Origin of the sequence: Vibrio gallaecicus (genome assembly GCF_024347495.1) — a bacterium.
In the GTDB taxonomy this organism is placed as follows: domain Bacteria; phylum Pseudomonadota; class Gammaproteobacteria; order Enterobacterales; family Vibrionaceae; genus Vibrio; species Vibrio gallaecicus.
Window position 1 is genome coordinate 1,973,652 of the sequence record NZ_AP025490.1, and the last position, 12,282, is coordinate 1,985,933.

The window sequence follows — 12,282 nt, forward strand, 5'->3', positions numbered from 1 at the left end:
AAATCGTTTTCAATTATATACCTTTGAATTTAAATACTCTCTAATTAAAAAGGAAAGCAAAATAGCTTTCCTTTTTACGTTATAGCTCTATGAGTTAAAATATCGCATTAAATTGAATATATGGACCCCACATGATATCGAAGCGATTATAATCAAAATACAGTCCATCATCGCCTGAATCTAATAAGCCATTCGCTGACCAATCAATATTAGCTCGTAAGCCACCTTGAATTGAATAACCAAGCCCACTAGCCTCTGACCAACGGCGCTGATAAATATAACCAGCATCTAGACCACCTGTCAGTGCTAAGCCATACTTACCTGTAATGCTTCCTGACTCTCCATTTCTAGCTTCTTCTTCAGCTTTTGATGAAATGTCATATTGAGCTATACCAATACCGAACTTAGGCATAATATAGAAACGATTATAATTGGTCTCGTATCGAGCACCGTATGCCGCTTCATCTCGACCAATCACAAACATATAACGTGTTTGTTCAAAGTCTTCATCAAAAGCCACACCTGTTAGTGAAGAACTGTCTTTGTTATTTTGAAAACCAACGGCTGAAGGCATTGAATAGTTTGAGTAACTGAACCCCATGTACATGCCACCTTCACTTAACACTAATGTTTCAATGGCTTTGTATTCCGTAGAAAAGTTTTTCTTAACATTGCAACCTGTAACAAGACAGTTATTGGTATCTGTTGATTTGAATGTGGCTGACCCATCGGTCTTAGTCCAATCCATTTTTAAACGTAAAGTATCCGCACCCTCAAAGAAAGCATTAAAATCGACGAGACCAGTAAGCATACTGACGGCTTCAGAACCCTGACCAGCAGACTCTTCTGCTTGGTTTGTAAGGTACTTTAGTGAGACTTGTGTATCTTTAAGGCGTGCTTGAAGGTAAACAGAATGAAGAAAGCTATCGTTGATATCATACTTAGTTTCTACATCGTCACCAATTGACTGAGTCGCTTCCCAATAATTATTCATCAAGCCATATCCAGCTAGAAAATCAACACTAGACTTTGATGATATTTCGTTGGTATAGACTTCTGGTTTCTCCATTTCACTCGGATCAATTAAATAGGTTTGTCGTTCATTATCTTTAGGGTCATGAGCTGTAATCGCATACTGCTGACCGTACACAAATACCTCGGGTCCAAAGCCAAAGTTACCTTCTTCGCTGTTACTGATCACGCGACGTGCACTTTGATCACCTTCAAAGTAATATAAATTTATGCCTTTATTAAATGGATTAATATATTCATAAATTCCAACTAAACCACGTTCACGATTGATAGGATAAGTGGCAATAACGTCTCTACGATCTGACCGGCTGTGTATATCAGTCTTATGAGCACCCCAAGCTTCTGCTCCGACTCTATTTAAATCATATAAGTTAGCGTAACGTAATTTACGATCCGAGGTATTTACATATGCTATTGAAACTGTACCTGCAAGGTTATTATTAATAGCCCCGAAATCAGATTCAGTAGGAAGCGGGATTGAATGCTTATTACTCACTGTATAAACGTCTACAGAGTTTTCATTCAAACACAGTAGCTCACCTTTATAACTGAAACCTGTCGATTGAGAACCTTCACATAAAGAGTAACCATATACATTTCTACGCTGAGAGTATTTACCGCTCACAAAGTGATACTCATTACGTGAGCTACTTTTACCACTTCCTTTTTGGTATTCCTGACTGACTAAAGCGTACGAACGGTTTTTATATGTTGCCGTTGTTTGTAAGCGCGCTGAATGATCAAAGCGATGGGCATACCCATCAATAACCAATTTTTTATCGCATTTTTCATCACAATCTGCATCCCATTTACCAAATGAGATTGATGATGCTCCAGCTTGTGCTTTCATACCAGCAAGTGAGATAGATTGAGTTTGCTTAGAGGTAATCTCATACGCACTTAAACTAAACGAAAGCCCGCCGACTAATACCGCCGCTACTATTTTTGATATCATTATTGTTCTTTAATTATTATTTATTGCCCAAACGTTCCATTTACTTTCTATCAAATCAAACAGAACCCGAACTTACCGTTCAATAGGTAAGCTATTAAATTACAAAAGAAAAACTCATATGCAATTCAGGCGGCGAGAGTATTACAAATAAAAGGGAACAGCCACAGCGTCATGGCATTATTCATGACATTTAATATTGAATGTCTATATATCAAACTCATCGATCACGATTTAACCAATAGACCCAGTTAAATATATAACCTCAATTTATCACTCGATAGTGAAGTATCACTGTGCTTATTTTATATATGGTTTGATATACTCATTGATTAAGTCATACATCACACTTACAAACCAACATATTCAGGAAATACCCAATGTCTGTATGCCCCTGTGGTAGTGCTAAACACTATCAACAATGCTGCGAAATTGCCCATAATGACCATGCTAAAGTAACTTCTCCAGAACAGTTAATGCGCTCTCGTTATTCTGCACACGTGTTTGGTTTAGTTGATTACGTAATCACTACCTACCACCCTAGTTGCAATGCAGAAGCGCAAAGAACAGGTATTGCCGAGTCGATCGACAGCGACTGGGCAGGTTTAGAAGTCATTGATACAACCAAAGGATCTCATGAGAACGAAGGCTTTGTTGAGTTTAAAGCTTACTTCAACGACGGTACCGAACAGTTTTGCATGCAAGAACGTTCGCGTTTTGTTCGTGAGGATGGTCTTTGGTATTACATTGATGGCACCTTCCCTGAACAAGAAGAAAATCAACAACCTGAAATTGATCCACGCTTAAACCAAACCATTGAAAGCTTTAAAATTGGTCGTAATGACCCATGTATTTGCGGGAGTGATAAGAAATATAAAAAGTGTTGCGGATAAAGATATCCAATTCGATTAACTAAGCTTACCGTCACTTAATTTCGCCACTTCGTACAAAATAAAAAGGCTTCCATTCGGAAGCCTTTTTCATTAAAGATAATTATTATCAGAACACTGACTATTTGTGGCGTTCTTTAAGCTTATTGATTACATCATCCATAGACAAACCTTGGTCTTGTAGCAGTACCATAAGGTGGTAAATCAAGTCAGCAGACTCACAAACTAATTCCGCCTTATCGCCCGACGTCGCCGCAAGCGCAACTTCAACGCCTTCTTCACCCACTTTCTGCGAAATACGCTTGGTGCCACGGGCATATAAACTGGCAGTATAAGAAGATTCAGGGTCGGCGTCCTTGCGGGCAGCCAGTAGCTGCTCAAGTTGATGAAGCCAGACCATTTGTGTTTCTTCTTGCTTATCACCATCCCAGCATGTTGTTGTTCCTGTGTGGCAAGTGGGTCCAATCGGATTGACCTTAACGAGTAAAGTATCGTTGTCACAATCTAAAGAGATGTTAGCTAACTGAAGAACATTTCCTGAAGTTTCACCTTTAGTCCATAAGCGCTCTTTTGTTCGAGAGAAGAACGTCACTTGACCGGTTTCACCTGTTTTCTCAAGTGCTGCTGGGTTCATGTATCCCATCATCAGCACTTGGCTAGATTGGTAATCTTGAACAATAGCTGGCACTAAGCCACCCACTTTTTCCCAATCAATACGCTCTGACAATGCGCCTACTTCTGTTTTTGATAAGCTTACGGGTTCAAAACTCATAGTCGCACCTCTACATCTTGTTGTTTTAAATACTGTTTAAGTTCACCAATATTGATGACTTGTTTGTGGAATACCGAAGCCGCAAGTGCTCCATCCACGTTGGTCTTTTTATAGGCTTCAGCAAAGTGTTCCATTGCACCTGCGCCACCTGACGCAATCAATGGAACATTGCATACTGAGCGAACCATGTTGAGTTGCTCGATATCGTAACCGTTACGGACACCATCTTGGTTCATCATGTTTAACACAATCTCACCTGCGCCACGCTTCTGTACTTCCTGCACCCAATCTTTGGTTTCCCATTTGGTTGCTTTAGTACGCGCTTCATCGCCAGTGAATTGGTAAACCTGATATTTACCGGTTTCTTTATCGAAGTATGAATCGATACCAACAACGATACACTGCACGCCGAACTTATCAGCAAGGTCAGTGATCAGTTGCGGATTAGCCAATGCCGGTGAGTTGATTGACACTTTATCAGCACCAAACTCAAGAATACGCGCAGCATCTTCCGCTGATTTAATACCACCAGCCACGCAGAATGGAATATCAATCACTTCTGCTACGCGCTTCACCCAGCTTTTATCGACCACACGACCATCGCTTGATGCTGTGATATCGTAAAATACTAACTCATCAGCGCCCTCTTCTGCGTAGCGTTGTGCTAGCGGAACGATGTCACCAATAATTTCGTGGTTACGGAACTGAACGCCCTTCACCACTTGTCCATCACGGACATCCAAACAAGGGATTATTCGCTTTGCCAACATGCAAATGCCTCCTCTGCGGTGAATTTACCATCCAGTAACGCGCGCCCCACTATCACACCAGCAACACCGCTGCCTTTCAGAGCTTCGATATCAGCTAGGCTGCCAATGCCACCAGATGATTGGAATTGCACTTGTGGGTACTGCTTACAAAGGTCAACGTAGAGTTCTACGTTTGATCCCTCTAACGTACCATCACGTGAAATATCAGTACACAGAACATGCTTAAGACCTACAGTTAGGTAGTCTTCAATCAGCGCTTCAATAGTCACGCCTGAATCTTCTTGCCAACCAGAAATTGCCACTTTACGTGTGCCGCTTTCGTCAATGTTAATGTCCAGAGCCAGTACAATTTTTTCAGCGCCGTATTTTTCCATCCAACCTTTCACAAGCTCTGGTTGCTTAACCGCAGTAGAGCCAACCACAACACGCTGCGCGCCAGCTTCTAGTAGGTCAACGACATCTTGTTCGTTGCGCACGCCACCACCAATCTGAATATTGGCAGGCGTGCTAGCCAGTAGCTTAGCAATCAAGTCTAACTGACGAGCCGTTGTGTCTTTTGCACCCGTTAAGTCAACAAGGTGCAGCCAACCAGCACCAGCTTGGTGATACAGATTAAACTGCTCTGCTGGGTCTACTTTGTATTCTGTTACTTGCCCGTAGTCCCCTTGGAATAAGCGAACTACTTGACCTTCAATTAAATCTAATGCGGGAATAATCATTTACATTCCTTATATGGCAACGTTAGCCGCTGCCTAATCCTTATTACAATTCCAAGAAGTTCTGAATCAGCTTAGAGCCAGCCTTTGAGGAGCGCTCGGGGTGGAACTGAACACCATAATAGTTGCCACTTTGCACTGCGGCAGTGAACGGATTACCGTAATCACATTGTGCGATGGTGTAGTCACCTACTGGCATTGCAAAACTGTGGACAAAGTAGAAATACTCGCCTTCTTCGATATCTTTAAATAGCGGGTGGTTAGGTGTTGCCGTTACTGTGTTCCAACCCATGTGTGGTAGGGGTAAATCGCCCGTTTCAAGTAAACGAACTTCACCATCACACAAGCCTAAACACTCAACTAACTCGTCAGCCTTTTGACCTTTCTCTTGAGACAATTTGCCTAGTAACTGCATACCTAAACAAATACCAAGTAGAGGCTTCTCCACTTGCTTCACAAGGGCGACAAGATCACGCTCTTGTAGGTTCTTCATTGCCTCACTAGCCGTGCCTACGCCTGGTAGGAAAAGCTTGTCTGCAGCAAGGACGACTTCTGGTTCTTTTGAAATATCAACCGCGTAACCCAAACGTTCAATGGCAAATTTCACTGATGAAACGTTGGCACAACCAGTATCAATAATGACTACTTTTTGCTCTTTCATTGTTTTTTCCTTGCTAACGTAAGCCTTACAGGACGCCTTTACTGCTTGGTAATTCATTACCTTCAACTTTAATTGCTTGGCGAAGAGTCCGACCAAACGCTTTAAATAAGCTCTCAATGATGTGGTGATCATTATTGCCAGCAGAAGAAAGGTGCAATGTACAAGCTAGTGTGTCGGTTAGAGAGCGGAAGAAGTGAACCACCATTTCAGTTGAAAGATCACCCACTTGTTCGCGGCTAAACTTAGCATCGAATTTCAAATACGGGCGACCAGAAAGATCTAGTGCACACTGAGCTAGACACTCATCCATTGGTAGGCTGAAACCAAAACGACCAATACCGCGTTTCTCACCAAGCGCATCTTTTAATGCCTGACCTAATGCTAATGCAGTATCTTCAATCGTGTGGTGATCATCAATGTGCAAATCACCCTTCACGGTCAGGTTCATTTGGAAGCCACCGTGCGTCGCAATTTGATCAAGCATGTGATCAAAGAAGCCCATACCAGTGTCAATTTTGTTGCCGCCAGTTTCATCAAGGTTTACTGCTACTTTGATGTCGGTTTCTTTAGTCGTGCGTACCACTTCAGCAACACGAGCGTTAACCGTCAGATCTTTAACAATTTGTGGCCAGTTAAGCGTACCATCCGTTTCTGCATCCGGGCCATATTGAATACCGCGGATTGCCATGTTCTCAGCTAATTGAAGATCAGTAATGCGATCACCAATCACAACAGATTTTTGGAAATCAACTTTTCCACCCTGAAGGTATTCTTTTACCATTCCAAGCTTAGGCTTACGGCAAGAGCAGTTATCTTCATCAAAGTGAGGACAAATCAGTACATCATCAAACTTAACACCTTGAGATTCAAAGAACTCCATCATCATATTGTGCGGAGCATCGAATTCATCTTGTGGGTAACTATCAGTACCTAAACCATCTTGATTAGTCACCATAACTAAGCGATACCCAGCGTCTTGTAGAGCCAGCAGGCTAGGGATAACTAACGGTTCAAATTTTAGTTTGTCTAAACGGTCCACTTGAAAATCAACGGGAGGCTCAACAATTAAGGTGCCATCTCGGTCAATGAAAAGTATTTTCTGTTGTTTACTCACTTGAACTTCCTTTTAATTTTAAATCTGTCGCCTAGCAAAAGTCGCTAGGTTAAATATTCTTTCTTATCAAACCTCACGGCTTAACATGTATCACTGATAAAAATTTCGAATAAATCCAAGTGTCTTTTCGCACTCTTCTCGATTACCAATGCTAATACGCACACAATTTTCTATTGGTGAATTACGTAGGATAATTCCGGTATCCCATGCTGCTTTAAATAAAGCATCGCCATCAGGGAATTTAACTAACAAATAATTACCCCAACCATCAAATACTGTTAATTGCGGCATACCGAGTAAACCCGCTTGTAAATAAGCTCGATTTGCACTCAAATCCAGAACTTGAAATTTCGCTCTAGCAAGCCCTGGTTCAGAAAGTGCTTGAATCGCAATATCCGCTACTGGAATTGGTACTGGGTAAGGCGCAATCACTTTCAATAAAACATCAATAAGTTCTTTATTGGCTAGCGTAAAACCGCAACGTAAACCAGCTAAAGCAAAAGCCTTTGACAGCGTTCGTAGAATGGCAAGGTTCGGGTATTGCTCAAGCAAATCAACAGTGGACGCTTCTGGGCAGAAGTCGATATACGCTTCATCCATCACGACAATCGCTTTATCTTGCGTCATTTCAAGCAATTTGATGATGTCTTTACGATCAACTAGATTGCCCGTTGGGTTATTTGGGCTACAAACGAAGACTACTTTTACATTATCTAGTTGTGCTTCTATAGCTGGAAGATCCAATTGCCATTCAGCCGTCAAAGGTACAACTTTACGTTCAACACCAATCGTCTCGGCACTAATTGCGTACATACCATAGGTTGGTGGGCAGTAGAGAATAGCGTCTTCATTCGGCTCACAGAAAGCTCGAATCAGTAATTCGATACCTTCATCAGCACCACGAGTTGTCAGTGTTTGTTCTGATTTAACACCTGCGTATTGAGCATAAGCATCAGTCAACTCTTTAGGCTGACATTCGCTGTAACGATTAAGACGAGACAAACTTAAGTTGTACTCGTTATCAAATGGAGATTCATTGGCATTTAGCCATACATCTCCGCTACCACCAATACGCCTTGCAGACAAGTAAGGTGTCAGCGCCTGAACTTGTTTTCTTGCTAACTTTTCCATGCCCAGCCCTTATTTCGCTTTATTTAACTTTTCAACTCGAATGGTCACAGCACGCTTGTGCGCATCCAAGCCTTCGGCTTCTGCCATAGTTACAACCGTTGGAGCTAATACTTTCAACCCATCTTCTGACAACTCTTGAACTGTCATTCGTTTAGAAAAATCAGCAAGCCCCAAACTAGAATACGTTTTTGTATAACCGTAAGTCGGTAAAACATGATTTGTGCCCGAAGCATAATCACCCGCAGATTCAGGAGACCAGTCACCAAGGAATATTGAACCCGCATTATCTAATAATGGTAATAACTCTCTTGGGTTCTTTGTTTGAACAATTAAGTGCTCAGGTCCATAGAAATTGGAAATCGCAACAGCTTGAGTAATAGATTCAGAAATAATAATCAGGCTTGAAGCTAGTGCTTGTTGAGCTATGTTTGCACGAGTTAACTCTTTCAACTGTTTCTGGACAGCTTCTGTAACTTGATCAGCAATAACAGGAGAAGGAGTCACTAGTACCACCTGAGAGTCAGGACCATGCTCAGCTTGGCTCAACAAATCAGCAGCGATAAAGTCAGGGTCTGCCATTTCATCGGCGATCACCATAACTTCAGAAGGTCCGGCTGGCATATCGATAGCTGCACCTCGGAAATCGTTACTGACTTGTCTTTTCGCTTCAGTAACAAACGCGTTGCCTGGTCCGAAAATTTTATCAACTTTAGAGACACTCTCAGTGCCATAAGCCATTGAGGCAACAGCTTGAGCACCGCCCACGTTATAAACTTCATCAATTTTGCATAATTTGGCAACATACAAAATTTCATCAGCAATTGGTGGTGGTGAGCACAGTACGACTTTACGACACCCTGCTATTTGAGCAGGAACACCCAACATTAATACCGTTGAAGGGAGTGGTGCGCTTCCACCAGGAATATATAAGCCAACAGTATTGATTGCGCGAGTAATTTGCTCACACACCACACCAGGTTGGGTTTCTACACGTAATGGTTGAGGCTTTTGAGCTTCATGAAATTTAGCTATATTTTTATAAGCTTGCTCAAGCGCCAACTTCATTTCTTCACTCAAGCGTTCGCTGGCTTCTTCTATTTCAGAAGTGCTCACTCGAATAGACTCAGGAGTCACACGATCAAACTTTTCAGCCAGAGAAAATAAAGCAGCATCGCCTTCAGAGCGTACCTTAGCGACAATATCGGATACCGCTGCAGTGATATTTGCTCCTTCAGTAATCGCTGGACGCTCTAATACTGAGTCTTGTTGAGATTCACTTAAAGATTGCCATACAACGGTTCTCATCTTACTTACCCCATCATCTTTTCAATTGGCAGAACTAAGATTGAACTAGCACCAAGCTCTTTAAGCTGTTCCATTGTTTCCCAGAATAAATTTTCTGTACTTACAAGATGAACGGCAACTTTATCTTGGTCAGATGAAAGAGGAAGTACAGTTGGATCTTCTGCACCAGGTAGTAATGCTTTAATTTGTTCTAACTGGGAAGTCGGTGCGTGAAGCATGATGTATTTTGATTCTTTAGCTTGCTGTACGCCTTGCATACGAGTCAGAAGCTTTTCAATTAATGCCGTTTTATCTGCATCAAATTCACCCTGGCGCTGAATCAAAGTCGCTTTTGATTTAAAGATAACTTCCACTTCTTTCAGACCGTTGGCTTCAAGCGTTGCACCTGTTGAAACTAAATCTGCGATGGCATCAGAAAGACCTGCACGAGGGGCAACTTCAACTGAACCAGTTAACATACAAGCACTATAATCTACGCCCTGCTCATCCATGTAAGCTTTAAGTAGCTGCGGGTAAGTTGTTGCAATACGTTTACCGGCTAAGTCTTGAGGGCCGTTGTAATCTTCATCTTTATTGATCGCAATAGAGAGGCGACAACCACCAAAATCTAAACGGCGTAACGCTTCAAACTCACACGGTTCATTCAAAGCTTTACGATCTAGACGAACTTCTTCAAGTTCATTTTCTCCGATAAAACCAAGGTCCACTACACCATCCATGATCAAACCTGGGATATCGTCATCACGAACAAGTAACAAATCAATTGGCATATTTAGTGAATGAACAACAAGCTGCTCTCCCATGATGTTAAATTTAACACCACATTTTTTTAGTAAGTTTTGGCACTCTTTACTTAAGCGACCTTTCTTTTGAATTGCGATTCTTAGGCGTTGTGTCTGCATTGCTATATCCCTGTGCAAAATATTGAATTTATTGAATAATTTTAAATAGCTAAAACTAAAAAACCCTCGGGAGACTTTGTCATCCCGAGGGTTTAAATCTAAATTCTTTGACTTAACCTCCGGGAGTAAAATTGCTCCCGGGTATACGTAAACCTCCCCGAAAGACTAGATAGGGTGATGGTGATGATGAATGTTCATTACAAATTTACGCATAGTTATCAGCTCTTATGTTGTTTGCTGTCTTGTCTCCACACTAACTAAGGTGACACGCTTTTTCAACCATTTATTCTAAGTTTTTTCACTTAATTAAGAATAAACTTAACAAGCATAAAAAAAGGGAAGCTTCCGCCTCCCTTAACTGATTAATTTCTATTTAAGTATAAGCTTTTAATCTTATGCTTTGCTCGCGCAGTTTGCCATTTTGCAACGAGAGAAATACGCCAAGGCAAAACACACGGCAACAAAGGTTGCTGATGCTGCTGCAAATGAAATGGCAACTGACGCTGTCATACCTAGCGCAATAAAGCCTACACAAGAAACAAGAGCTACTGATAACGCATAAGGTAACTGCGTAGAAACGTGGTCAATGTGATTACAACGAGCACCAGTAGAAGAAAGAATGGTCGTATCAGAAATTGGAGAACAGTGGTCACCAAAAACTGAACCCGCTAATACTGCACTTAGCATTGGTAGCATTAGCGCTAAATCTGTTGCACCCGCCATATCACCTGCGATTGGTAACATGATGCCAAATGTGCCCCATGAAGTACCTGTAGAGAAAGCCATTAAGCCAGCAAGTAAGAACAGGATAACAGGTAGCCAATGGTGGTCGATATTACCTTGCACCAATGAAGATAAGTAAGCGCCGGTTTTCATGTCGCCAATTACAGAACCAATCGTCCAAGCAAATACCAGAATCAAAATGGCGCCAAACATTGAACGAGCACCGATCCACATTGTTTTCACAATATCGATTGTTGGCAGCTTTTGCTTAAACACAGTACCAAGTGCTACAAGTAAACCTAAGATACCACCGTAAACAAGAGACTTGCCAACATCGGTATTTTCAAATGCGCCTAGAAGATTGAAAGCGATACCATCAGCCGCAAGTGCTTGACCACCCGTATACATCATTGCAGCAACGGTTGCGACAATCAAAGAAACGATCGGCATCACTAGATCAGCAACAGAACCTGTTTCACTTTCTTCAATGCCTAGCTCTTCATTAAGATCTCTTGCATCTTTATTGTTGCTTTCATCGCCATCAAAACCTCGACCTTGCGAAGCTTCAATCTCGTGGTCACGCATTTTGCCGACATCAAGACCAAACCAAGCAACAGCAAAGACCATCAGTAAAGCAAATACTGCATAGAAGTTCATTGGGATAAGTCGAATGTAAGCGCCAAGAGCTGAGTAATCAGTCATACCATGAGTGACTAAGATGCCACCAATGATTGTCATGATGTAAGCACCCCAGCTTGATGCTGGCATTAGTACACACATTGGAGCCGCTGTAGAATCTAAAATATAAGCTAGCTTTGCACGGGATACATAAAAGCGGTCTGTCACTGGGCGTGAAATGGCACCAACCGCTAAACTATTAAAGTAGTCATCAACAAAGATGAACACACCTAAGAAAGCCGCTAGCAATTTAGAGCCACGTTTACTTTTTACTCGTGATTGAGCCCATTCAGCAAAAGCGCGTGTACCACCGGATAACGTCAGTAATGCCGTCATCATACCCAATAGTAACAAGAACGCGACAATACTCATGTTCCAAGTATTAATTCCGCCATCTTCAATAAAGACACCAGAAACTTTTGTCCCAATATAGCCAGCAGCATTACCTAACGAGTAATCAGCTAATAAAAGCGCACCCATGACAATACCAACACCTAACGAGACAAGTACCCGACGTGTGATGATAGCAAGGCTCAAAGCCACAATGGGCGGAAGCAAAGAAAGAGGAGATGTTGCAAAATCTATTAAATTCATGATCTTCAAAAACCAGTTTATTATTTGGCTAGAGATCTACTG

11 protein-coding genes and 1 other annotated feature are annotated in these 12,282 nt (G+C 41.8%); of the genes, 1 reads left to right on the plus strand and 10 read right to left on the minus strand.

Annotation, left to right across the window (positions count from 1 at the left end; translation table 11 throughout):
• Positions 1 to 94: 94 nt before the first annotated feature.
• Positions 95 to 1,987: a hypothetical protein gene (locus tag OCU78_RS08510; RefSeq protein WP_137372989.1), complete on the minus strand. Its 1,893-nt coding sequence runs from the start codon at positions 1,985 to 1,987 to the stop codon at positions 95 to 97.
• Between the two features lie 377 nt (positions 1,988 to 2,364).
• On the opposite strand from OCU78_RS08510, the gene OCU78_RS08515 reads away from it, so the two are divergent.
• Positions 2,365 to 2,877 carry a YchJ family protein gene (locus tag OCU78_RS08515; RefSeq protein WP_137372988.1) on the plus strand — a complete coding sequence of 171 codons (513 nt, stop codon included), beginning with the start codon at positions 2,365 to 2,367 and terminating at the stop codon, positions 2,875 to 2,877.
• A gap of 118 nt (positions 2,878 to 2,995) precedes the next feature.
• Here the strand turns inward: OCU78_RS08515 and hisIE are convergent, their stop codons facing one another.
• The 9 genes from hisIE to OCU78_RS08560 all read right to left on the minus strand — a co-directional run bounded on the left by hisIE (position 2,996) and on the right by OCU78_RS08560 (position 12,240).
• Positions 2,996 to 3,646 (minus strand): bifunctional phosphoribosyl-AMP cyclohydrolase/phosphoribosyl-ATP diphosphatase HisIE, encoded by a 651-nt coding sequence (hisIE, locus tag OCU78_RS08520; protein ID WP_137372987.1) that lies wholly within the window; start codon positions 3,644 to 3,646, stop codon positions 2,996 to 2,998.
• A complete protein-coding gene (gene hisF / locus OCU78_RS08525) occupies positions 3,643 to 4,416 on the minus strand; it encodes an imidazole glycerol phosphate synthase subunit HisF (protein ID WP_017109916.1) in 774 nt (257 codons plus the stop codon). Before hisF ends, hisIE begins: the two co-directional genes overlap by 4 nt.
• Positions 4,398 to 5,135 (minus strand): 1-(5-phosphoribosyl)-5-[(5-phosphoribosylamino)methylideneamino]imidazole-4-carboxamide isomerase, encoded by a 738-nt coding sequence (hisA, locus tag OCU78_RS08530; RefSeq protein WP_012604374.1) that lies wholly within the window; start codon positions 5,133 to 5,135, stop codon positions 4,398 to 4,400. Before hisA ends, hisF begins: the two co-directional genes overlap by 19 nt.
• A 43-nt stretch (positions 5,136 to 5,178) precedes the next feature.
• Positions 5,179 to 5,793 carry an imidazole glycerol phosphate synthase subunit HisH gene (gene hisH, locus OCU78_RS08535; RefSeq protein WP_137372986.1) on the minus strand — a complete coding sequence of 205 codons (615 nt, stop codon included), beginning with the start codon at positions 5,791 to 5,793 and terminating at the stop codon, positions 5,179 to 5,181.
• A 25-nt stretch (positions 5,794 to 5,818) separates the two neighbouring features.
• Positions 5,819 to 6,907, minus strand: a complete 1,089-nt coding sequence (gene hisB, locus OCU78_RS08540; protein ID WP_137372985.1) for a bifunctional histidinol-phosphatase/imidazoleglycerol-phosphate dehydratase HisB — start codon at positions 6,905 to 6,907, stop codon at positions 5,819 to 5,821.
• A 90-nt stretch (positions 6,908 to 6,997) separates the two neighbouring features.
• Positions 6,998 to 8,038 (minus strand): histidinol-phosphate transaminase, encoded by a 1,041-nt coding sequence (gene hisC / locus OCU78_RS08545; protein ID WP_137372984.1) that lies wholly within the window; start codon positions 8,036 to 8,038, stop codon positions 6,998 to 7,000.
• A 9-nt stretch (positions 8,039 to 8,047) separates the two neighbouring features.
• Positions 8,048 to 9,343, minus strand: coding sequence for a histidinol dehydrogenase (gene hisD / locus OCU78_RS08550; protein ID WP_137372983.1), 1,296 nt, complete (start codon positions 9,341 to 9,343; stop codon positions 8,048 to 8,050).
• Between the two features lie 5 nt (positions 9,344 to 9,348).
• Complete coding sequence (hisG, locus tag OCU78_RS08555; RefSeq protein WP_137372982.1) at positions 9,349 to 10,245, minus strand: ATP phosphoribosyltransferase; 897 nt, start codon at positions 10,243 to 10,245, stop codon at positions 9,349 to 9,351.
• A 54-nt stretch (positions 10,246 to 10,299) separates the two neighbouring features.
• Positions 10,300 to 10,435: a sequence feature (His leader region), on the minus strand.
• 203 nt (positions 10,436 to 10,638) lie between these two features.
• A complete protein-coding gene (locus OCU78_RS08560) occupies positions 10,639 to 12,240 on the minus strand; it encodes a Na+/H+ antiporter NhaC family protein (RefSeq protein ID WP_137372981.1) in 1,602 nt (533 codons plus the stop codon).
• Between the last annotated feature and the right edge of the window lie 42 nt (positions 12,241 to 12,282).